Origin of the sequence: Streptomyces roseolilacinus (genome assembly GCF_014649335.1) — a bacterium.
GTDB classification, from domain to species: domain Bacteria; phylum Actinomycetota; class Actinomycetes; order Streptomycetales; family Streptomycetaceae; genus Streptomyces; species Streptomyces roseolilacinus.
Genome location: NZ_BMSV01000001.1, coordinates 859,637 through 880,496 on the forward strand (window position 1 = coordinate 859,637; position 20,860 = coordinate 880,496).

General features: G+C 71.9%; 22 protein-coding genes. 5 read left to right on the plus strand and 17 right to left on the minus strand.

The window, feature by feature from the left end; translation table 11 throughout:
* Positions 1-95: 95 nt before the first annotated feature.
* From IE106_RS30125 to IE106_RS03960, 4 genes are all read right to left on the minus strand, one after another.
* Entirely contained in the window at positions 96-446 is a 351-nt protein-coding gene (locus IE106_RS30125) for a DUF7674 family protein (protein WP_229839973.1), read from the minus strand.
* Positions 394-2,070, minus strand: a complete 1,677-nt coding sequence (locus IE106_RS03955) for a polymorphic toxin-type HINT domain-containing protein (RefSeq protein WP_189529792.1) — start codon at positions 2,068-2,070, stop codon at positions 394-396. Before IE106_RS03955 ends, IE106_RS30125 begins: the two co-directional genes overlap by 53 nt.
* Before the next feature lie 268 nt (positions 2,071-2,338).
* Entirely contained in the window at positions 2,339-2,569 is a 231-nt protein-coding gene (locus tag IE106_RS31085; protein WP_444545526.1) for a DUF7848 domain-containing protein, read from the minus strand.
* Positions 2,566-2,763 carry a hypothetical protein gene (locus IE106_RS03960; protein WP_189529793.1) on the minus strand — a complete coding sequence of 66 codons (198 nt, stop codon included), beginning with the start codon at positions 2,761-2,763 and terminating at the stop codon, positions 2,566-2,568. The genes IE106_RS31085 and IE106_RS03960 overlap by 4 nt, the downstream gene beginning before the upstream one ends.
* Positions 2,764-2,919: 156 nt before the next feature.
* Between IE106_RS03960 and IE106_RS03965 the strand changes: the two genes are divergently transcribed.
* The gene (locus tag IE106_RS03965; RefSeq protein ID WP_189529794.1) at positions 2,920-3,642 is read left to right on the plus strand and encodes a GntR family transcriptional regulator; all 723 of its coding nucleotides are present in this window, start codon (positions 2,920-2,922) and stop codon (positions 3,640-3,642) included.
* A gap of 116 nt (positions 3,643-3,758) precedes the next feature.
* Here IE106_RS03965 and IE106_RS03970 read toward each other — a convergent pair whose 3' ends face one another.
* The 7 genes from IE106_RS03970 to IE106_RS04000 form a co-directional block, all read right to left on the minus strand.
* Complete coding sequence (locus IE106_RS03970) at positions 3,759-5,636, minus strand: AMP-dependent synthetase/ligase (protein ID WP_189529795.1); 1,878 nt, start codon at positions 5,634-5,636, stop codon at positions 3,759-3,761.
* 146 nt (positions 5,637-5,782) lie between these two features.
* Complete coding sequence (locus tag IE106_RS03975; RefSeq protein WP_189530001.1) at positions 5,783-6,382, minus strand: TetR/AcrR family transcriptional regulator; 600 nt, start codon at positions 6,380-6,382, stop codon at positions 5,783-5,785.
* Between the two features lie 418 nt (positions 6,383-6,800).
* Positions 6,801-8,123, minus strand: coding sequence for a dicarboxylate/amino acid:cation symporter (locus IE106_RS03980; RefSeq protein WP_189529796.1), 1,323 nt, complete (start codon positions 8,121-8,123; stop codon positions 6,801-6,803).
* Positions 8,124-8,501: 378 nt separating this feature from the next.
* Complete coding sequence (locus IE106_RS03985; protein ID WP_268255277.1) at positions 8,502-8,795, minus strand: DUF4229 domain-containing protein; 294 nt, start codon at positions 8,793-8,795, stop codon at positions 8,502-8,504.
* A 71-nt stretch (positions 8,796-8,866) separates the two neighbouring features.
* Positions 8,867-9,391 carry a GNAT family N-acetyltransferase gene (locus IE106_RS03990; protein ID WP_189529797.1) on the minus strand — a complete coding sequence of 175 codons (525 nt, stop codon included), beginning with the start codon at positions 9,389-9,391 and terminating at the stop codon, positions 8,867-8,869.
* Positions 9,392-9,547: 156 nt separating this feature from the next.
* Positions 9,548-10,711 (minus strand): aminofutalosine synthase MqnE, encoded by a 1,164-nt coding sequence (gene mqnE, locus IE106_RS03995; RefSeq protein ID WP_189529798.1) that lies wholly within the window; start codon positions 10,709-10,711, stop codon positions 9,548-9,550.
* Between the two features lie 108 nt (positions 10,712-10,819).
* Positions 10,820-11,275, minus strand: coding sequence for an Lrp/AsnC family transcriptional regulator (locus IE106_RS04000; protein ID WP_189529799.1), 456 nt, complete (start codon positions 11,273-11,275; stop codon positions 10,820-10,822).
* A gap of 114 nt (positions 11,276-11,389) precedes the next feature.
* Between IE106_RS04000 and IE106_RS04005 the strand changes: the two genes are divergently transcribed.
* Complete coding sequence (locus IE106_RS04005; RefSeq protein WP_189529800.1) at positions 11,390-11,548, plus strand: hypothetical protein; 159 nt, start codon at positions 11,390-11,392, stop codon at positions 11,546-11,548.
* 19 nt (positions 11,549-11,567) lie between these two features.
* Here IE106_RS04005 and IE106_RS04010 read toward each other — a convergent pair whose 3' ends face one another.
* From IE106_RS04010 to IE106_RS04030, 5 genes are all read right to left on the minus strand, one after another.
* Positions 11,568-12,248: a UbiX family flavin prenyltransferase gene (locus IE106_RS04010; RefSeq protein WP_189529801.1), complete on the minus strand. Its 681-nt coding sequence runs from the start codon at positions 12,246-12,248 to the stop codon at positions 11,568-11,570.
* Between the two features lie 142 nt (positions 12,249-12,390).
* Positions 12,391-12,951, minus strand: a complete 561-nt coding sequence (locus tag IE106_RS04015) for a Uma2 family endonuclease (RefSeq protein ID WP_189529802.1) — start codon at positions 12,949-12,951, stop codon at positions 12,391-12,393.
* A 43-nt stretch (positions 12,952-12,994) separates the two neighbouring features.
* Positions 12,995-13,915 carry a menaquinone biosynthesis prenyltransferase MqnP gene (gene mqnP, locus IE106_RS04020; RefSeq protein ID WP_189529803.1) on the minus strand — a complete coding sequence of 307 codons (921 nt, stop codon included), beginning with the start codon at positions 13,913-13,915 and terminating at the stop codon, positions 12,995-12,997.
* The gene (locus tag IE106_RS04025; RefSeq protein ID WP_189529804.1) at positions 13,912-14,406 is read right to left on the minus strand and encodes a hypothetical protein; all 495 of its coding nucleotides are present in this window, start codon (positions 14,404-14,406) and stop codon (positions 13,912-13,914) included. The genes mqnP and IE106_RS04025 overlap by 4 nt, the downstream gene beginning before the upstream one ends.
* A complete protein-coding gene (locus IE106_RS04030) occupies positions 14,403-15,854 on the minus strand; it encodes a menaquinone biosynthesis decarboxylase (protein WP_189529805.1) in 1,452 nt (483 codons plus the stop codon). Before IE106_RS04030 ends, IE106_RS04025 begins: the two co-directional genes overlap by 4 nt.
* 214 nt (positions 15,855-16,068) lie before the next feature.
* Between IE106_RS04030 and IE106_RS04035 the strand changes: the two genes are divergently transcribed.
* From IE106_RS04035 to IE106_RS04045, 3 genes are all read left to right on the plus strand, one after another.
* The gene (locus IE106_RS04035; RefSeq protein ID WP_189529806.1) at positions 16,069-16,482 is read left to right on the plus strand and encodes a PLD nuclease N-terminal domain-containing protein; all 414 of its coding nucleotides are present in this window, start codon (positions 16,069-16,071) and stop codon (positions 16,480-16,482) included.
* A 144-nt stretch (positions 16,483-16,626) separates the two neighbouring features.
* Positions 16,627-18,759: a hypothetical protein gene (locus tag IE106_RS04040; RefSeq protein ID WP_189529807.1), complete on the plus strand. Its 2,133-nt coding sequence runs from the start codon at positions 16,627-16,629 to the stop codon at positions 18,757-18,759.
* Between the two features lie 5 nt (positions 18,760-18,764).
* Entirely contained in the window at positions 18,765-20,315 is a 1,551-nt protein-coding gene (locus IE106_RS04045; RefSeq protein ID WP_189529808.1) for a type 1 periplasmic-binding domain-containing protein, read from the plus strand.
* A gap of 99 nt (positions 20,316-20,414) precedes the next feature.
* Here IE106_RS04045 and IE106_RS04050 read toward each other — a convergent pair whose 3' ends face one another.
* Complete coding sequence (locus IE106_RS04050) at positions 20,415-20,849, minus strand: SRPBCC family protein (RefSeq protein ID WP_189529809.1); 435 nt, start codon at positions 20,847-20,849, stop codon at positions 20,415-20,417.
* Between the last annotated feature and the right edge of the window lie 11 nt (positions 20,850-20,860).

The window sequence follows — 20,860 nt, forward strand, 5'->3', positions numbered from 1 at the left end:
CTGGCGGGGCTTCATCTCTTCGCTGAGGCCAGCTGAATTGAGTGCGATGAAATCGATCTGCAGAACCACGTCTAGCGACGCAATATTCGCAGGGATTAACGCTCCCCAAATATCCTGCGGAGATTCCCTGTCAGGTGTTCGTGAATACGGAAACCCCCTTGACCAGAGTAAGGCAGATTTTCAACGAACGAAACCCTGATCAATTCCCTGACTGCACAATCGCCATGCACGTACGCATCCTCGATGAAGTTGATCAACCGAAGCCCGATGGCCTCCCCAGTCGAACCTTGGCCAGCCTCGCTGAACAAACTTACCGCCCATCGGACGACGTCTGCGAGGAAAACGTGGGAGAGGAACTCTTCATAGAACTCCACATGCTCGGCATGCAAGCCCTCAAGCTGCGGAAAGTCCTGGAGGAGGCCATGAAAGAACTGCTCTTCGTTCATCTCCATCAATTCCTGCGAGGGCCGACTTGAGGTCGGCAAGTAGGCTTCTCGCCACGATCAAGTCGTGCGGGTCGCCGTTTCTATGATTCCTTCCTATCCACTTATTCAGCGCCCTAGCGTACTGATTTCCCTTGGCTACGTGGTTACGACCGTGCACGAGTTGACCTGAGCTGAGCTCATCGCGAATCGCCGACATCGTCGTACCATCTCCAGTTCGGGCCGGATTGGTCGTCCCCTTATAAAGATCGTTAACCAAGTTCTGAAGCTTGGGATCAGAGACGCTTGGCGTTGGCAGGATGCAGCCATTGCTGTTGTGAACCAAGACCGACGTGGCGCCTGCCAGCACATAGTACGTATGGAGGTCGGCCACCGTCAGGTTGCAGGTGTCCTGATCCTTGCTGTAGACCCTCACCGACTTGACGGCGGCCTCAACACCATCGTCCGTGCGCAGAGTCGTTCCTGGACGGAGTTCACCTGCATCGACCCAGCTTCGGCCGGACTCGGACCAGAAGGGGTGGTGATCGGTCGCGGTCAGAACCTCGACGCCGGCGTTCGTGGCGACGGCTATGTCGACGTAGGTCTTGTCCGAAGTCGTGAAGATGGCCGCCGTTACGCGCTCGGCCCTCGTTGCGCCGGTCTGGGGATCCGTAGCAAGTACCAGGTCACCTACTTCGACTTCCTCGATGGGTTTCTGTGTGCCGTCAGCAAGCTGCACCATGGTTCCCGCGGGGAAACTGTCCCGCTTGGCAGAAGATATGAGGCACTGAACCGGGACACTGTCCCCCTTCTTCAGTGCGGTCTTGAGCACCTTGAAGGCAATTTTCCCCAGTTTCGCCGTTCCGCCTGTCGCCGCACCGAGTGCGGCATCCGTAGCAGCCCGCTTGCAGGCGGCTCCTGCACCGCCCGCACAGTCGATCACATCTCGGGCACCGATGATTTCGAGAAGGTCGACCTCAACGCTCGTGTCCCCCATCCAGCCCATCTTTGAAGCCGCACGGCAAAAGTCCTCATTGTGCGAACCAGCGCCACCCGTGCACTTGTCACGGGTCCACAATTTCAGGTCGTAGCTGTAAGAGTGACTGGACTTCGCCCACGAATACTGATCTACGAGCTCCTCGTGGGTCGGAACATAAGTACCTTCGACTGCGATGGTTTCACCGACCACCTGGACGGTAACCGTCGTGTCGCCTACCGCAATCGCAGATGGGGATGACCCTGGACCGGGATCTCTGGAGCCCAGCCCCACTACCTTCTTCCCTCCGTCGCGGCAGGAGAGTTCCTGCCTGCCGCATTCGGCGATGATCAGTCCAGTGGGGTCCGAGTACGTGATCGGGTTGCCGTTCGCATAGGTGTACCCGTTCATCTGGAGCGGGTCCGCGATGTCCATGATCGGGTCGACCGAGATGAAACGGCCCGTCACAGGGTCGTATTCGCGGGCGCCGATGTGGGTGAGCCCCGTGGTGGGGTCGTCGATGCCGACCCCCAGGAATGTGTGGCGGTCGACCCAAGAAGTCGGTTCGGTGCCGCGGGGGTTGCCGTACGGGTCGAAGCGGCGGTGGGTGACCGGCTGGGTGTCGGTCAGGTCCACTGCCGTCGTCGCCGTGCTGTGGTGGTCCGACAGCATGACGGTGAGCTTGTGGCCCGTCGTCTTGCCGCCGGTCGTGCGGACCGTGGTCGGGGCGCCGGGGCTGCTGTAGTAGCGGCGGGCGTCCACGGCCTGGCCGCCCCGCAGTGGCGGAGCCGAGAGCGGGCCGCCTTGAAGCCGTAGGGAAAGTTTGGGCGCATTCCGCTTCGGTGGTACGCCGTGACGGTGGCCGAGCGTTCGGCTGGGCTGCTGGCCGGGTGCGATGGCCTGCGGGTTGTGGGTCCTGTTCCGGCCGGCGGTGGTGGTTCTACTCGGCTCGGGTGACCTTGGCGTGGTCGGTGAAGACGCGCCTGAAGAGGTCGTGGCCGACACGTCCGGTGTGGCGGAGTGCCCAGTTCTGTGCGGCTTCCTGCTCTACGTGGGGGCCAAATTCGGCTCCGCAGCCGGGCGCGGCGCAGAACGCCTCGTAGGTGATTCCGCCTTCGGGTGCACGGCGGATGGTGTGGGTGACGTGCCGGTAGACGGCGCGGGGGCTCACTGGTGGCCCTCCGGGTGGCGTCGCATGTGGACGTTGCAGTCGCTGACGGTGGTCATGTCACCGACCATGCGGGCTCGATCGCGTACGTTGGCCAGCTCCGCGCACCCCGCACAGCCCTCAACGGGTGCCGGGTCCGGCTCCAAGCGCAACGGGAGTTCGACCGGCGGGGTCGAGTACCTGGTCGGCTCCGTCACTGCACATCGCCACCTCTCGAACGTCACATGACCGACCCCTTGACAGGCCGGTGCTCTAGTTCAGTATTCGAGTGGCCGAAGCACTCCCGCTACGGTTCGCAGTGCACTAGGGTGCCCCCGCTGACGATACGTCAACTCGATGGAGGGGCCTGCCCCATGCCCAGTCCCAAGACGTTCACGAAGATCGCGGACCACTTCCGGGAACGCATCCTGTCGGGAGAGCTCGAACCAGGCGCCAAGCTGCCGACCAACCGGGAGATCGCCGGGCAGTGGCAGGCCGCGGCCGCCACCGTCTCCCGCGCCTTGCAGGCCCTCCAGGTGGAGAACTTCATCCGCACCACGCCGCGCGGCACCTACGTCGCCGACGACCCTCGCTGGACGCTGTCGGCGCGGGACCGCTTGGCCCGGGTCCAACGGGTGAAGTCGTTCCTGGCCGAGGGCGAGACGAGCCGGGTCACGGCGGCCGAGTTGATCGTCCCGCCGCTGTACGTGGCGGAGATCTTCGACCTGGAAGCCGGGGACCAGGTGGTCCGGCGCGAGTGGCTGGCCGGACGGGGCAAGACCCGGACCGTGTTCGCGGTCACCTGGTACCCGGCCCCGTTCGCCGCCCTCGTACCGGACCTGCTGAACACCGCCCCCGGCCGCAACCACGGGCTGTCCGCCCGGGTCCTGGAAGCCACCGGGCGCACGATCACCCACGCCCGCGACGACATGCACGCCCGCCCCGCCGACGCCCGGGAGGCGAGCGCGCTGGGACTGCCGGTCGGCTCCCCGATCCTGGCCGGCGCCCACCGGTGGTCGGACGCGGAAGGGGTCATCGAGTACGGGGAGTGGTGCCTGCCGCCCCGGTTCACCATCGGCTACGAGTACCAGCCCTGACCGGTCGACGTGGAGCGCCCTCGAAAGCCACCCGCGGCCTCCGGGCACACCGCCGTCGGCTGACCCGCCGCGCGAACGCCCCCGTCCGCCGGGCGGGGGCGTTCGCGTGCCTGCGGTCAGTTCCGGTACAGCTCCTCGATCTCGGCCGCGAAGTCGCGGGTGATGGCCGCGCGGCGGAGCTTCAGGGACGGGGTCAGGTGGCCGGCCCGTTCCGTGAAGGAGGTGGCGAGGACGCGGAAGCGGCGGATCGACTCCGGGCGGGAGACCAGGAGGTTGGCGTCGTCCACGGCGCGCTGGAGGGCGGCCAGGAGGGCCTCGTCCCGGACCAGGGCCGGGAGGGGGACGTCCTGTTTCTTGTGGATGCGGCGCCAGTGCTCCAGGCCCTCCCCGTCGAGGGTGATCAGCGCCGTGACGTACGGGCGGCCGTCGCCGAGGACGAGGCACTGGTCGACCAGGGGGTGGGCGCGGAGGCAGTCCTCCAGGGGGGCCGGGGCGATGTTCTTGCCGCCCGTGGTGATGAGGAGGTCCTTCTTGCGGCCGGTGAGGGTGAGGTAGCCGTCCTCGTCCAGGGCGCCCAGGTCGCCGGTGGGGAACCAGCCGTCCGGGGAGGCGGGGACCGGGGCGGCGGCCTCGGCGTCCCAGTAGCCGGTGAAGACGTGGCCGCCGCGCAGCAGGACCTCGCCGTCCGCCGCGATGCGGACCGAGGTGCCGGGGAGGGGCCAGCCGACGGTGCCGAGGCGGGGGCGCTGCGGGGGCGTCACCGTGGACGCCGCGGTCGTCTCCGTCAGGCCGTACCCCTCGAACACCGAGACGCCCGCGCCCTCGTAGAACGCGGCCAGGCGGCGGCCCAGCGGTGATCCGCCGCAGATCGCGTACCGGACCCGGCCGCCGAGCGCGGCCCGGATGCGGCGGTAGACCAGCGGGTCGTAGAGGGAGCGGGCGGCGCGCAGGGCGTACGACGGGCCGCGCCCGGCGCCGTGTTCCGCGGCCTCCACCGCCTCCCCGTACCGCCGGGCGACCGCCGCCGCCCGGTCGAAGGAGGCGGCGCGGCCCATGCCCTCGGCGGTCGCCCGCGCCGTGTTGTAGACCTTCTCCAGGACGTACGGGATCGCCACCAGGAACGTCGGGCGGAAGGAGGCCAGGTCGGCCAGCAGGTCCTCCGTCGCGATCGACGGGGCGTGCGCCAGGCGGACCCGCGCCCGCAGGCAGCCGATCGCGACCATCCTGCCCAGGACGTGGGAGAGGGGGAGGAAGAGGAGCGTCGACGCCGGGTCCTTGCTGACGGACCTGAAGACGGGGTGCAGGAGCTCCACGGCGTTGTCGACCTCGGCGAAGAAGTTGCCGTGGGTCAGGGCGCAGCCCTTGGGGCGGCCCGTGGTGCCGGAGGTGTAGACGAGGGTGGCGAGCGAGTCGGGGGACCGGCCCGCCCGGCGGACGGTGACCACCTCGTCGGGGACGTCCGCCCCGGCCTGCCGCAGGGTGCCGAGGGCGCCCGTGTCGAGGGCCCAGAGGTGGGCGAGGCCGGGCAGTCCGCGGCGCTCCGTGCTGACGAGGCGGGCCTGGTCCTTGTCCTCGACGACGCACGCCGCCGCGCCCGAGTCGTGGAGGATCCAGCGGGTCTGGTAGGCGGAGGACGTCGGGTAGAGGGGGACGGTGACCAGGCCGGCGGCCCAGGCGGCGAAGTCGAGGAGGGTCCACTCGTACGTCGTGCGGGCCATGATGGCGAGCCGGTCGCCGGGCCGCAGCCCGTGGGCGACCAGGCCCTTGGCGACGGCCAGGACCTCGGCGGCGAAGGCGGCGGCCGTGACGTCCCGCCAGGCGCCGTCGCGGTCCTTGCGGGCGAGGACCGGGGCGGTGGGGTCCTCGCGGGCGTTGTCGAAGGGGATGTCGGCGAGCGAGCCGCTCGTCACGGGCGGGACGAGGGCGGGTACGGAGACCTCGCGGACCACGCCGCCGACGTGGACGCGCTGCGGGGGGACCGGTTCCACTGTCACGTGCGGCTCCTTGCGTGGGTGGGCCGTTGTGCTGTGGGTGGGGGCGGGGGCCTGCTGCTGACGCTCACGTCAACTTACTTGTGGGTAAATTAGCGGCGCCCCGCGGTCCCCGGCAATGCTCCGGTCACCGTCCCGTACCGCGCCGTTCAGCCCCGGGGCCGCCGGCCCTCACCCCGCACCAGGGCGCCGAGGCCCGACCAGGCGAAGCGCATCAGCGTCTCCGCCGCCTCGCGGGCGGTCACGTCGGGCGCGCCGCCGGCCCAGTCGGCGAGCGACTCCGCCGCGCCGACGAGGGCGTGCGCGAGGCCCGCCACGTCGCGTTCGGTGAGCTCCGGGTCCTGGTGGGCCTCGCGGGCCGTGGTGACGATCAGGGAGGTGACGAAGCCGACGATCTCCTCCCGCAGCGCCGCCACCTCCGCCGCGAACGGCTCGCCGTTGGTACGGGCCTGGCGGTGCAGCACCGCCCAGCCGTCCGGGTTGTCGGCGGTGTGCGCGAAGAACGCGGTGAGGCCCGCCCGCAGCCTGCGCTCGACGGGGGTACCGGGCGCCGGGGCGGCCGCCCCGGCCCGGACCGCTGCCGTCAGGGCGGCGGCCTCGCGGCGGACGCAGGCGGTGAAGAGGTCCTCCTTGGAGTTCAGGTAGAGGTACACCAGCGGCTTGGACACGCCCGCGAGTTCGGCGATCTCCTCCACGGACGCCGCCCGGTACCCGCGCCGCCCGAAGACCCGCACGGCGGCGTCGAGCATCTGCCGCTCCCGCGTCGCCCGCGGCAGCCGCCGCCCCCGCGTCACGGCGCCGGCGGGCGCGCCGGCCTCGACGACCGCGCCCGTACGGGCGGCCTCGTCTGTACAGGCGGCTCCGTCCGTACCGGCGGCCTCGTCCGTACCGGCGGCCTTGTCCGTACCGGCGGCCTTGTCCGTACCGGCGGCCTTGTCCGTACCGACGGTCTCGCCCGTACCGGAGCCCCCGCGTGCCGCGGGAACCCCGGCCGGCCCGCCGTGTGTGCCCCCCGTGCCGTCACCCGTGTCGTTCAAGCGCGCCCCGCCTCCCTCGTACTCGGCAGCCCGTAAGACTACGGGCCCGCGACCCGCCGTCGAACACCCGTGCCCCCCGCCGGAGTTCGGCGGGGGGCACGGAGGGGCTGCGGGGAGGGGCGGCGGGGCGTCAGGCCGCGACCGGGGACGCCTCACGCGTCTCGTACCCGTCGACCGGGGAGGCCGACGCCGAGTTGTACGCGTCGAGGTCGAGGATCTTCTCCCGCGCGGCGACGATCACCGGGACGAGCGCCTGCCCGGCGACGTTCGTGGCCGTGCGCATCATGTCGAGGACCGGGTCGATCGCCATGAGCAGGCCGACGCCCTCCAGGGGCAGGCCCAGCGTGGAGAGGGTCAGCGTCAGCATGACCGTCGCACCGGTCAGGCCGGCCGTGGCGGCCGAGCCGATCACCGAGACGAGCGCGATGAGCAGGTACTCCTTGACGCCCAGCTGCACGTCGAAGATCTGCGCGATGAAGATCGCGGCGAGGGCCGGGTAGATCGCGGCGCAGCCGTCCATCTTCGTGGTGGCGCCGAACGGGACGGCGAAGGAGGTGTACTCCTTCGGCACGCCGAGCCGCTCGGTGACCTTGACCGTGACGGGCATGGTGCCGACGGAGGAGCGGGAGACGAAGGCCAGCTGGATCGCGGGCCAGGCGCCCTTGAAGAACTGCAGCGGGTTGACCTTGGCGACCGTCGCCAGCAGCAGCGGGTACACGCCGAACATCACGAGCGCGCAGCCGATGTAGACGTCGGCGGTGAAGGTGGCGTACTTGCCGATCAGGTGCCAGCCGTACTCGGCGATCGCGTAGCCGATGAGGCCGACGGTGCCGATCGGGGCGAGGCGGATGACCCACCACAGGGCCTTCTGGAGCAGCTCCAGGACCGACTCGGCGAACGTGAGGATCGGCTGGGCCTTCTCGCCGAGCTGGAAGGCGGCGATGCCGGCGACGGCGGCCATGAAGACGATCTGCAGGACGTTCAGCTCGGTGAAGGGCGTGATCACGTCCGTCGGGACGATGCCGGTGAGGAAGTCCAGCCAGGACCCGGAGTTCTCCGGCTTCTGGCCGTCCTTCGGGGTCAGGCCGGTGCCCGCGCCGGGGTCGGTGAGCAGGCCGAGGACGAGGCCGATGACGACCGCGATCAGCGACGTGATCATGAACCAGAGGAGCGTGCGGGAGGCCAGCCGGGCGGCGTTGTTGACCTTCCGCAGGTTGGTGATGGACACCAGGATCGCGAAGAAGACCAGCGGGGCGACGGCCAGCTTCAGCAGCTGGACGAAGATGTGGCCCACCTTGTCGAGGGTGGTGTGGAGCCACTGGACGTCGTAGCTGCGGGTGATCCAGCCGAGGATCACGCCGAGGACGAGGCCGGCGACGATCTGGGCCCAGAAGGGGACCTTGGGTATGCGGCGCGGGGACGCGGGTGCGGGCGCGGATGCGGGCGCGGACACGGACACACTCCAGAGGGGCGTGAGGGAGTACGGAACGGAGGGGATGCGGCGAGGTGCGGCGCCCGCGCACGGGGGCGGCGCGGCCGCGTGGCCGGCGGGCGGAGCGAGCGGGTGGGCTCAGACCTCGCGGCGACAGGCCGCGGACGCGCAGAGGCACAGATCGACGTGCAGGCGCGCCACGAGCGGGACGCTCGCGGTCGTGTGGCGGTGGCGCACTGCGGTCTTCATGTGGGAAACGTTAACACCTGAACTTTGAGGACCCCAAAGCCATTCTTTGACAGGGAGGCTAGGCCCGGGGCCTGGGAATGACAACACCCCGGACAGGAACGTTCGTTCCGGCCCGGGGTGGCGGCGGTGGGTCGCGCGGTGTGACGAACCTTATACGCCGTCCTCCTGCGTGCGGTTGGCCTCCAGCCGCGCCTTGGCGCTGCCGACCTTCTCGACGATCTGCTCGGACATCGCGTCGCGCTGCCGGCGCAGCAGGACGAAGCTGAGCGGCGCGGACACGACGATGGAGAGCAGCAGCACCCACAGCGCGTTGGAGTCACCGAGACCGCGCGGGATGAGGCCGAAGTACACCAGCGCGTAGAGGACGACGAAGCAGCCGGCGAAGACGCCGAGGCGCATGAGCGTGTACTTGAGGGTGGCGCTGGACCTGGTGGTGGCGGTCACGATGGGCCTTCTTCCTTCTCCGTACTCCGTACCGCGGTTCTGCCCGACTAGTGAAGCACGGGCGGAATGGATCAGTTCAGGGGGAGGAGCATGAAGACGTCGTCCCGGTACTCTCCCTCGCCGACCCGGATGGCGTCCGGGACGCGGCCGACCTCCTTGTACCCGCACGAGGCGTAGAACCGTTCCAGGCCCAGGCCGCCGCGGCAGGTGAGGCGGATCGCCTCCATGCCCTCCATGCCGCGCACGGCGTCCTCGCAGGCCGCGAGCAGGGCGCGGCCCTGGCCCGTGCCGTGGAGGCGGGGGTGGACCATGACCGTGTAGAGCCACACCCAGTGGGACATGAGGCGGTGGGTGTTGAGGGTGACGAACGCGGTGGCGGCGACCGCGCCGTCCTCGTCGTACCCGGCGAGGAGCCGCATGCGGCCCTCGTCCATCGCGGCCAGGTGCTGGACCCACTGCGGGCGGACGTCCTCGGGGGTCACGGGCGGTACGAAGCCGACGGCGCCGCCGGCGTTGGTGACGTCCGTCCACAGGGCGAGGACGCCGTCGCGCAGGTGCCGGTCGACGGGCGGGTCCAGTACGAAGTTGAGCGCCATGCCCCCGACGATAGGCAACCGGGCCGGGGACGGGGGCGCCGACCCCGGGTCGGCGCCCGTCCCGGCCTGCGTCTTCTCGCCGCGCCCCCGGCGCGCGGGGGCCGCCGGGACGAGCCGCTCGGCGCGCTCCCGCACGGGGCGGGGGCGCCGCCCCGGTCAGAAGCGCATGGGCTGGGGGGCCTCCCGGCGGGAGGTGTCCGGGCCGGGGTACTCGCGGATGACCTCGTACCGGGTGTTGCGCTCCACCGGGCGGAAGCCGGCGTCGCGGATCAGCTCCAGCAGGTCGTCCCGCGTGAGCTTGTTCGGCGTGCCGTAGTTGTCGGCATCGTGGGTGATCTTGTACTCGACGACCGAGCCGTCCATGTCGTCGGCGCCGTGCTGGAGGGCGAGCTGCGCGGTCTGGAGGCCGTGCATCACCCAGAAGACCTTGACGTGCGGGACGTTGTCGAACAGCAGCCGCGAGACCGCGAAGGTCTTCAGGGCCTCCGCGCCCGTGGCCATCGTGGTCCGCGCCTGGAGGCGGTTGCGGACCTTGCCGTCCTTCATGTCGACGAAGTCGTGCTGGTAGCGCAGCGGGATGAAGACCTGGAAGCCGCCGGTCTCGTCCTGCAGTTCGCGCAGGCGCAGCACGTGGTCGACGCGGTGGCGGGGCTCCTCGACGTGCCCGTACAGCATGGTGCAGGGGGTCTTCAGGCCCTTCGCGTGCGCCAGCCGGTGGATGCGCGACCAGTCCTCCCAGTGGGTGTCGTGGTCGACGATGTGCCGGCGGACCTCCCAGTCGAAGATCTCCGCGCCGCCGCCGGTCAGCGACTCCAGTCCGGCGTCGATGAGCTCGTCGAGGATCTCGGAGGCGGGCATTCCGGAGATCTTCTCGAAGTGGTGGATCTCCGTCGCCGTGAACGCCTTCAGGGAGACGTTCGGCAGGGCCTTCTTCAGCTCGCTCAGCGAACGCGGGTAGTAGCGCCACGGCAGGTTGGGGTGGAGCCCGTTGACGATGTGGAGTTCCGTCAGGTTCTCCGACTCCATCGCCTTGGCGAGGCGGACGGCCTCCTCGATGCGCATGGTGTACGCGTCCTTCTCGCCCGGCTTCCGCTGGAACGAGCAGTACGCGCACGACGCCGTGCACACGTTGGTCATGTTGAGGTGCCGGTTGACGTTGAAGTGCACCACGTCGCCGTTCTTGCGCGTGCGCACCTCGTGGGCGAGGCCGCCGAGCCAGGCGAGGTCGTCCGACTCGTACAGGGCGATGCCGTCCTCGCGGGTCAGCCGTTCCCCGGACCGGACCTTCTCCTCCAGCTCGCGCTTGAGCCCCGTGTCCATACGGCTCCGCCTCCCACTGCCTCGACCCAACGTCACCTGCGCCCCGACGGGCCCACCCACCGTACTCCCCCGCCCCCGGGGCGCAGGCACCCACCGGCCGCTAAGGGGTCACGCCTGCTCCGGGAGCTCCCCGACGCGGTTCTCCCACTTGGTGGAGAGCACGATCGTGGTGCGGGTGCGGGACACGCCCTTGGTCCCGGACAGCCGGCGGATGATCTTCTCCAGGCCGTCCACGTCGCTGGCCCGCACCTTGAGCATGTACGAGTCGTCCCCGGCGATGAACCAGCAGTCCTCGATCTCCGGCAGATCCTTCAGCCGGCGCGCCACGTCCTCGTGGTCGACGGCGTCGGACAGGGAGATGCCGATCAGCGCCGTCACGCCGAGGCCCAGGGAGGCGGAGTCGACGGTGGCGCGGTAGCCGGTGATGACGCCGGCCGCCTCCAGGCGGTTGATGCGGTCGGTGACGGAGGGCCCGGAGAGGCCCACGAGGCGACCGAGCTCGGCGTACGAGGCCCTGCCGTTCTCCCGCAGAGCCTGGATGAGCTGCCTATCCACGGCGTCCATATACCTGAAGCCTTCCATTAATCAGCAATCCAGCAAGTACAGGTGTAGAATCTAAGGCACACAGGGGCGGTTTACCTGTGATTCACTCGAACGATCAACGACGATCCTCAGGAGATGACAGTCACCGTGTACACGATCGAGATGGCCTACGCCCACATGCGTTCCATGCAGGAGCAGGCCCATCGCTCGCGTGTCCGCAAGGCAGCCGCCGCGGCCCGCCGGGAGGCGGTCGGCGAGCGGCGCACCACGACGATCCGTACGAAGAAGCGCTGACCCCGGCGACGCCGGGCCGTCAGTCCTTCCGGGAGCCACCGAGCTCTCCCTTCCAGCGGCGGTACAGCCGGTGCGGCACCCCTGCCGCGTCCAGCACCCGCCCGGCGACGAAGTCCACCAGGTCCTGGATGTGCGTCGCCCCCGCGTAGAACGCCGGAGAGGCGGGCAGCACCACGGCGCCCGCCTCGTCCAGCGCCACCAGGTGCCGGAGCGTCTGCCCGTTCAGCGGGGTCTCCCGCACGGCCACGACCAGCGGGCGGCGCTCCTTCAGCACCACGCTCGCCGACCTCTGCAGCAGGTCCTTCGACAGGCCCAGCGCCACCCCGGCCACACAGGCCGTGGACGCGGGCACGATCAGCATCCCCTTCGCCGGGTACGACCCCGACGACGGCCCCGCGGCGAGGTCGCCCGCCGCCCAGTGGCGCAGGTCGGCCCGAGCCACGTCCACGTCGAACGTCCGCGGCTTGCCGTCCGCGCCGCGCGACAGCCACTCCTCCAGGTCCTCGCGCCAGTGCGCGTCCCGGAAGGAGATCCCGGTCTCGTCCAGCAGCGTCAGCCGCGACGCGCGGGACACCACCAGGTCGACGCTCTCCCCCGCCGCGAGCAGTCCGCGCAACACGGCTGCCGCGTACGGCGTCCCGGACGCCCCGGACACTCCGACGACCCACGGACGACGACGCTGCTCCTCTACCGGCTCCACGCCGCCGAGCCTATCCGCCCGCCCCCACCGGCCACCGCGCGCGGGCCCGCTCCGGCCCCCGGGACGGCCGGCGGGCGCGCCCGGACCGGGGCCGGACGGAGGGCGGAGGGGGAGGGACGGAGGCGGGGCGGGGCGCCGGGGGTCAGGCCGCCGGGTCGACGGGCAGGCCGCTGGTGTCGATCGTGAGGCGGCCGACGCCGGTGTCGACGACGGCCTTGCCGCCGTACGGGAGGACGTCCCGGCCCCGGTAGCCCTCGGGCCCGGGGTTCCAGCGGGTGGACAGCAGGCCCTTGCACGGGTCGAGGATCAGGTAGTGGGCGATGCCGCGGGCCGCGTACTGCCGGTCCTTCACCTCGTAGTCGTTGCGCACGCTGCTCGGCGAGACGACCTCGACGGCCAGCTCGATCAGGTCGGGCGAGTAGGCGCTGAGGTTGCGCGCCTCCTCCTCGGCGGGGATCACCGCGAGATCGGGACAGAACTCGAAGTCCGCGCTGAAGGGGAACGCCACGTCGCTGACGCACTGCCAGTGGGGTGCCAGCTGCGGCTCCAGGAGGTTCCACAGGAGGCGAATCGTCTTCGCGTGGAAGGCCCGAACAGGACTCATCATGATGTTGCCCTCGACGATCTCGGTCCGATAGCCGGGGAACATGTCCTCGAACCGGCTGAGCCGCGAGTGCAGGTGTTCGGTCTGCGAGGTGGTCACGTCAGCCTCCCTGTCCTGCCCCCGATGGTAGGCCAGACGGTACTCAGACGGTCAGACCGCGCACCGCGAGATCGATCAGGGCACACCCGAACAGGGCAATGCCGATGAAGCCGTTGACCGTGAAGAACGCCCGGTTCAGGCGGGACAGGTCGCCCGGCCGCACGATCGCGTGCTCGTACAGGAACGCGCCCGCGACGATCACCAGCCCGGCCCAGAACCACGGCCCCGCGCCGGTCAGCAGCGCGTACCAGATCAGGAGCCCCATCGTGACGACGTGCGAGCCCCGCGCCCCGTACAGCGCGGCCGGGATGCCGAAGCGGGCCGGTACGGACATGACGCCGTGCGCCCGGTCGGCGTTCACGTCCTGGCACGCGAAGATCAGGTCGAAGCCGCCGATCCACACGCCGACGGCGAGACCCAGCACCACGGCGTCCCACGACCACGCCCCGGTGACCGCGAGCCACGCGCCGACCGGGCCCATGGCCTGTGCCAGGCCGAGGATCGCGTGCGGGAAGTTCGTGAACCGCTTGCCGTACGGGTAGACCACCATCGGGACGACCGCGACGGGGGCGAGCGCCAGGCACAGCGGGTTCAGCAGCGCCGCCGCGCCCAGGAAGACGGCGAGGGCGGCGAGCGCGCCGGCCCACGCGGACCGCACGGACATCGCGCCGGTGACCAGCTCCCGGCCCGCGGTGCGCGGGTTGCGGGCGTCGATCTCCCGGTCGATGATCCGGTTGCACGCCATGGCGAAGGTGCGCAGCCCGACCATGGCGACGGTGACGAGGAGCAGCGTCCACCAGTCGACGCTCCCGCCGTGCAGGAACATCGCCGTGAGGGAGGCGATGTACGCGAAGGGCAGCGCGAAGACCGAGTGCTCGATCATCACCAGGCGCAGGAAGACCTTCACCCTCCCGGTCGGCCGCCGTGCGGGGACCGGGCCCGCGGCGCCGTCGGTGGCCGTCATGAGGCGAGGCTCCCCAGGAACGCGTCGAGGTCGGCCAGCAGCTCGGCGGTGGGCACCGGGCCCGTCTCCACCGTGCGCGGCTCCGAGGTGCCGTCGTCGGGCGGGGTGACGTGGGCCGTGAAGGCGTAAGCCCCCTCGCCGGCCGGACGGGCGTGCAGGCGCAGCACGGCGCCGCCGTCGACCGTGAACGGCCCGGGCGCGGCGCCGGGCGCGGACGCGGCGGCGAGCTCGGCGCGCAGCCGCTCGGCGAAGTCGGCCGGCTCGGCGTCCCGCACGCCGGGCAGCTCGAACCCGTCGCCCTCGCCGTCGTCCTCGACCATGACCGCCCAGACGTCACCGGCGCCCGCGAACTCCTCGGGGTCCACGCCCGCCTGCTCGGCGGCGTGCCGGACACCCGGGTCGGCCGGGTCGAGCTCGGGGCGCACGAGGGCCACGTAGGCGGTGTCGGTGCCGACGAAGAGGGCCGGGCCGCCCACGGGTACGGGGCTCACAGTCCGTACTCCTTCCAGCGCCGCGTCACCTTCGCGGCGACCGACGGGTCGGACTCGATCATCTCGGGCCAGCCGCCGTCCCGGACGTAGCCCTCCTCGGGCCACTTGCGGGTGGCGTCGATGCCGGCCTTGCCGCCCCAGAACTTCTGGTACGAGGAGTGGTCGAGGTGGTCGACGGGGCCCTCGACGACGGTGAGGTCGCGGGAGTAGTCGACGTTGCCCAGCGCCCGCCAGGAGACCTCGTGGAGGTCGTGGACGTCGCAGTCGGCGTCGACGATCACGACGAGCTTGGTCAGCGACATCATGTGCGCGCCCCAGACGGCGTGCATGACCTTCTGGGCGTGCTTCGGGTACTTCTTGTCGATCGAGATGATCGCGCAGTTGTGGAAGCCGCCCGACTCCGGCAGGTGGTAGTCGACGATGTCCGGGACGATGATCTTGAGCAGGGGCAGGAAGAAACGCTCCGTCGCACGGCCCAGCGGCCCGTCCTCGGTCGGCGGGCGGCCGACGACGATCGACTGGAGCAGCGGGCGGCGGCGCATCGTGACGCAGTCGATGGTGAGCGCCGGGAACTCCTCCTGCGGCGTGTAGAAGCCCGTGTGGTCGCCGAACGGGCCCTCCGGCAGCGTCCTGCCCGGCTCCAGCCAGCCCTCCAGGACCACCTCGGCGTGCGCCGGGACCTGGAGCGGGACCGTCTTGCAGTCGACCATCTCGATGCGCTTGCCCTGGAGGAAGCCGGCGAACAGGTACTCGTCGATGTCCTCCGGCAGCGGCGCCGTCGACGCGTACGTCACGGCGGGCGGGGTGCCGAACGCGATGGCGACGGGCAGGCGCTCGCCGCGGCGGGCGGCGACCTGGTAGTGGTTGCGGCTGTCCTTGTGGATCTGCCAGTGCATGCCGATGGTGCGGCGGTCGTGGCGCTGGAGGCGGTAGAGGCCGAGGTTGCGCACGCCGGTCTCGGGGTGCTTGGTGTGGGTGAGGCCCAGGTTGAAGAACGAGCCCCCGTCCTTGGGCCAGGTGAACAGCGCGGGCAGCAGGTCGAGGTCCACGTCCTCGCCCCGCAGGACGACCTCCTGGACGGGCGCCTCCTTGACCTTGCGCGGCGGCACGTGGGTCATCGCGCCGAGCTTCCCGAACGCCTCGCGGACACCGACGAACCCGCTCGGCAGCTCGGGCTTGAGCAGCCCGCCGATCTTGCCGCTGATCTCCTCGTACGAGGAGAGGCCGAGGGCCTTGAGGAGGCGGCGGTCGGTGCCGTAGACGTTCATCGCCAGGGGCATCGAGGAGCCCTTGACGTTCTCGAACAGCAGCGCGGGCCCGCCGGCCTTCTGGACCCGGTCGACGATCTCCCCGATCTCCAGGTGTGGGTCGACTTCGGCTTTGATGCGCTTGAGGTCGCCTTCTCGCTCCAGTGCCCGGAGCAGGGAGCGGAGATCGTCGTAAGCCATGGTCCCAGTATCCCGGAGCCCCTCCCGCTCCCCGCGCCCGGCCCGTGCGTTTCCCCGGCGGCCCGGCCCGCGGGGGCCGTGCGCCCGGCGGGCCCGGGGAGGAGGCGGGCCGGCGGAGCGCGCACGGGAGGGAAGCCGGGGCAACCGATACCCTGGGTACGTCATCGGGGCTTGCCGCGCGCGGCCCGCCAGCGGAATCAGGGGGCTGTCCCACATGCTCAGGGCGCTGATGTACATCCTGCCGATCGCACTGACGATCTACGCGTTCATCGACTGCCTGAACACCCCCGAGGACGAGGCCAGGCACCTGCCCAAGGTGGCGTGGGTCTTCATCATCCTGCTGTTCTGGATCGTCGGCCCCGTCGTCTGGCTCGCCGCGGGCAAGGCGCGGCGCGCCCCGGCCGGCGGCCGCACGCCCGGCGAGTGGCGCCGCAGCCACCGCACCGAGTGGGTGGCGCCCGACGACAACCCCGAGTTCCTGAAGTCCCTCCGCGAGGAGAACGAGAAGGACGAGTCCCTCCTCAAGGACTGGGAGGCCGACCTCCGCCGCCGCGAGGAGGAGCTGAAGCGCCGCGAGCGGGACGACGACGGCACCGGCAAGGGCGACGAGGGCCCCAAGCGGCCCTGACGGCCGCCGCCGCACCCCGACGCGGGTCGGCGAGGCACCAGTTCGAAAACTCTCCGCGACACTGCGGCCACCGAAGGCTATCCTGCGCGTGAAGGTGTGACAGGACGTGTCTTGTGGCGCTGACGCTGCGCGGGGGTGGCGGGTGTGGACAGGGAGCTGTACGGCCGTGAGGCGGTCCTGGAACCGTCCGGCCTCGCCGCGCGCCTGATCGGCCTGACGCCCCACGCCTTCGCCGGCGTCCGCTACGAGCACGGCGACGACCCGCCCGTCACCGTCTTCACCGGCGGCCGCGGCATGGGCAAGACCGCGCTGCTCAAGCAGATACGCAACGCCTACCGCCGCGGCACCCCGCTCGCCCTCCTCGACTGCGCGCACGTCGAGGAGCCCGCCGAGCACGGCCCCGGCTGGTCCCCGGTCACCGGCGCCCTCGCCGAGCTGGCCGTGCAGCTGTCGCCGCGCGTGCTGTCGGCGAAGCCCGTGGAGTTCCCGCGCCTCGCGCTGGGCCTCGCCGCCGTCGCGAGCATCAGCTGGTCGCAGGAGGACGACGAGCGGGCCCGCCGCGACCTCCAGCGCCTCGGCCCGGTCCTGTCGACGGTCGACGAGTCGCGCGGCGCGGCCTCCACCTGGGTCGGCAAGGTCCTCGCGAAGCTCGCCGCGACGGTCGCGGACGGCGCGGCGCCGCTGGCCGGGCTCCTCGCGGAGGCGACGGCGGAGACCCTCCTGGAGGACGTCTTCGGCCGGTACCAGCGCCGCTCGGAGGGCTGGTACGGCGACTACCGCAGCGCCGGCGGCAACGGCAAGCTCGGCCTGCGCCAGATCGCCGTGGACTTCTCGCAGGGCGGCGGCCGCCGCGCGGACGCGGAGGGCTTCCTCGTCGGCGCGCTCGTCGAGGACCTGCGCCGGGCGTACGTCGGCCTGACCCGGCTCGGCACGCGGCGCGGCCGCCCGGTGATCCTGCTGGACAACGCCCACCTGCCGCTGGGCCGCCGCCTCGTCGAGCCGGTCCTCAGGGACCGCGCGGGGGGCCGCCGCGACCAGGTCGTCGTCATCGCGTCGTCCCGCGACCGGGACCACGAGGGACTGCGCCGCGCGGCGCGGCTGAGGTTACCGGAGGTCGCGCACCGGGCGCCCTGCCCCCGCGGCACGGACGTCACGTCGGGCGTCCTCGCCGTGGAGCTGACGCCGCTGAGCGCCGCACAGACGCGGAGCCTGTTCGACCGGCACGACCCGGCCGGCCGCACGCCCCCCGAACTGCCCGGCGGCGTCCTGCGGCTGACCGGCGGGCGGCCGCTGGGCGTGGCGCTGCTGGCACAGGTCGTCGGCGGGACGCCGGAGAGGGACCGGGGCGCCCTCACCCCGGGCGCGCTGCTGGACCTGGCGGTCGAGGTGCGGGAGGACTCCCCCGCCGTGCCGGTCGCCGAGACGCTGCTGGACCTGCTGCTGCCGGCGCTGCGCCCCGAGGAGGCGGCCGCGCTGACCGTGCTGGCGGCGGCGCACGACGAGGAGTCGGCGCGGGCGCTGGCCCGCACCCGGCTGCGGGCCGCGTCCGTGGAGGGCGACGTGGCGCTGCGGCTGCGGGACGCGCTGCGGGCGGACGGCTGGGCGGCGGGGACGGCGCGGCCCGACGGGGCGGAGGCGGCCGGGGCCGGGGGGCGCGCGGGCGCCGCGCCCTCGTACTTCGTCACCGACCCGCTGCTGCGCGTCCTCCTCCTGCACCGGCTCCGCTTCCACGACGGCGACGCCCCCGCGTACGCGGCGTGGCGGGCCGTCCACGAGACGCTGCTCGCCCACTACGGCCCGCGCCCCGCCCCCTACCGGCTGCGCCAGGAGCTGGCGCTGGGCCGCACGGACGGCGCGGTGACCGCGCTGCGGGAGACGTTCGCCGGCCCGGACGTGAACGGCTGGCTGGACCGGCTGCTGTTCGTCACCTCCGCGCCGTTCCCGCGCGATCCGCACCGCTTCGGCGACGATCCGCGCCGCGCGGTGGCGCTCGGACGGGACCCGGGCGCCGTCGGGGAGCTGGCCGGGCTCGACGAGGGGACGACGGCCCTGCACCAGTCGGTACGGCGGCTGCTGCACGCGGTCTGGCTGCTCACCGACCCGCTGGCACTGCCCGACGACGACGTGGTCGCGCGGATGGCGCACGAGCTGCGCGAGCTGTCCGGCCGCCACCTCACCGGCAGCCTCCCGCTGTGGGACGCGGCCACCCACTGGCCGAGGGACATACGGGCCTGGCGTGCGCCGTCGTCGCCGCCGGGCAGCCAGGACGGAGCCTGACGACCATGCAGAACCCCTTCCGGTACCGCGTCTTCTACACCGTCCGCCAGAAGATCGTCACCAGTGCGGTGGCGCTCGCCCTGCTCGTCTGGGGGACCGTCACCGTCGTACAGCGCGTCACCACGCCCGAGGACCGGTCGTGCGCGCCGGGCGTGTCCCGCCCGGCGGGCAGCGACGAGTGCGTCGGCGTCGCCACCGCCGGGAACGGCTACGCCTTCGGCCGGGAACAGCTGAAGCAGGTCGCCGACGCCATCGGGCGGGAGAACGCCACGCTGGAGGACGGCCGGTACGCGACGGTCGCCCTGCTGCTGCCGCTGACGTCGACGAGCCCGGGGCTCCGCGAGAAGGTCCTCAACGAGCTGCAGGGCGCGTTCGCGCAGCAGTACCGGGCCAACCGGCAGAACAACGAGGTCCCGAAGATACGGCTGCTCCTCGCCAACACCGGCAAGGACAACGTCCACTGGAAGACGGCCGTCGACCAGCTGAAGACCATGACGGGCGCCCCGCACCGGCTGCGGGCCGTGTCCGGCATCGCGACCAGCAGCGGCCCCGTGAGCAGGGCGGTGGGGGAGCTGACCCGGGCGGGCATCGCCGTCGTGGGCACCACGATCACCGCCGACGACATCGCCAACGGACCCGGCGCCCTCCGCTTCCCCGGCCTCGCCCGGGTCTCCCCCACCAACGGCGACGAGGCGCGCGCCCTCGCCCACTTCGGCCGGGTGGACGCCGCGAAGGCACTGCTCGTGCACGACACGCGGACCGGCGACCACTACACGGACACCCTGAAGAACGCCTTCTCCCGCCTGCTGGCCCGCTCCCCGCACGAGTCGCAGCTGTTCACGTCCGACGCCGACCCCAACGCCGAGGGCACGACGGCCAACACCTTCCGGCGGATCACCCACCTGGTGTGCGACGCGGGCGCGAGGACGGTGTTCTTCGCCGGGCGGCACACGCAGCTGCGGCAGTTCATCAACGCGCTGGGCGCACGCGGCTGCCAGGACCTCCGGATCACGGTGCTGACCGGCGACGAGGCCTCGTACCTGGGCGGGGACCCGCAGCTGGACCGGTCGGCGCTCGACACGGGGCTGACGGTCCGCTACGCGGCGCTGGCGCACCCGGACGCGTGGCGGGCGCGGCCCGGGTACCGGCCGCCGGAGACGGGCGGCTCGACGGCGGCGTACGAGGAGTTCGTCCGGACGCTGGGCACGGTGGCGAAGGCGCCGGCGGGACCGATCGGGCGGACCGCGCTCGCGGACGGGCAGACGATCATCGCGTACGACGCGATGGCGACGGCCGTGCGGGCCGTCCGGGAGGCGACGCCCCCGGGCGACCACGTCCCGCCGCTCGCGGACGTGGCACGGCAGTGGCCGCAGGTGAAGGGGTCCCTGAAGGTGCCGGGGGCGAGCGGCTGGATCTGCCTGGACAACCACGGCAACCCGCACAACAAGGCGGTGCCGGTGGTGCAGCTGACGCGGGGCGCGCCCCGGTTCGTGGCCATGGCGTGGCCGGAGGGCGAGCCGCCCGCTGCGGACTGCCTGCCGCCGCGGCGCCCGTAGGCCGGGCACCCGTGGGTCGGGGCCCGTGGCCGGGCGCGGGGCTCCCGGCCGGGTGCGGTGCGGGCCGGTCGGGTGCGGTGCGGGCCGGTCGGGGCGGGTCTACAGCGCGGTGGCCAGGTGGTGGAAGCGGGCCGGCCAGGCGGCGAGACGGGCGCGGCGCAGGTGGTCGGGGCCCTCGAAGGTGTGCGTGACGCGCAGCACGGTGGCGTCCCGGTCCCCGTGCTCGCCGGGCTCCAGGTGGAAGCGGAGCCGCCCCGCGTCGCCCCGCAGGGAGTACTCGGCGACCCGCTCCACGTCCCACGCGGTGACCGTCCCGGACACGGCGGGCCCGCCGGGCTCGTCGAGGCCGCGCAGGACGACCGCCCCGCCGAGGCGGGGCTCCAGCACGTCGACGGCGGCCAGCCAGGAGGCCAGCCCGCCGCGGTCCGCGACGGCCGGCCACACGTCCTCCTCGGGGCGGCCGAGGGGGACCGTGAACCGCAGGACGTGCCGGTCACCGGGGGTCCCGGCGGCCGGGAGTGCGTCCCTGTCCATGCCTCCAGCGT

Coding starts and splice junctions, on each gene's coding strand:
- IE106_RS04035 (WP_189529806.1), top strand. CDS start 16,069: ATGCTCAGGGCGCTGATGTACATCCTGCCGATCGCACTGACGATCTAC.
- IE106_RS03990 (WP_189529797.1), bottom strand. CDS start 9,391: ATGGCGCTCAACTTCGTACTGGACCCGCCCGTCGACCGGCACCTGCGC.
- IE106_RS03975 (WP_189530001.1), bottom strand. CDS start 6,382: ATGCTCGACGCCGCCGTGCGGGTCTTCGGGCGGCGCGGGTACCGGGCG.
- IE106_RS04030 (WP_189529805.1), bottom strand. CDS start 15,854: ATGGCTTACGACGATCTCCGCTCCCTGCTCCGGGCACTGGAGCGAGAA.
- mqnE (WP_189529798.1), bottom strand. CDS start 10,711: ATGGACACGGGGCTCAAGCGCGAGCTGGAGGAGAAGGTCCGGTCCGGG.
- IE106_RS03965 (WP_189529794.1), top strand. CDS start 2,920: ATGCCCAGTCCCAAGACGTTCACGAAGATCGCGGACCACTTCCGGGAA.
- IE106_RS30125 (WP_229839973.1), bottom strand. CDS start 446: ATGAACGAAGAGCAGTTCTTTCATGGCCTCCTCCAGGACTTTCCGCAG.
- IE106_RS04000 (WP_189529799.1), bottom strand. CDS start 11,275: ATGGACGCCGTGGATAGGCAGCTCATCCAGGCTCTGCGGGAGAACGGC.
- IE106_RS04045 (WP_189529808.1), top strand. CDS start 18,765: ATGCAGAACCCCTTCCGGTACCGCGTCTTCTACACCGTCCGCCAGAAG.
- IE106_RS03955 (WP_189529792.1), bottom strand. CDS start 2,070: ATGCTGTCGGACCACCACAGCACGGCGACGACGGCAGTGGACCTGACC.
- mqnP (WP_189529803.1), bottom strand. CDS start 13,915: ATGACGGCCACCGACGGCGCCGCGGGCCCGGTCCCCGCACGGCGGCCG.
- IE106_RS04005 (WP_189529800.1), top strand. CDS start 11,390: ATGACAGTCACCGTGTACACGATCGAGATGGCCTACGCCCACATGCGT.
- IE106_RS04050 (WP_189529809.1), bottom strand. CDS start 20,849: ATGGACAGGGACGCACTCCCGGCCGCCGGGACCCCCGGTGACCGGCAC.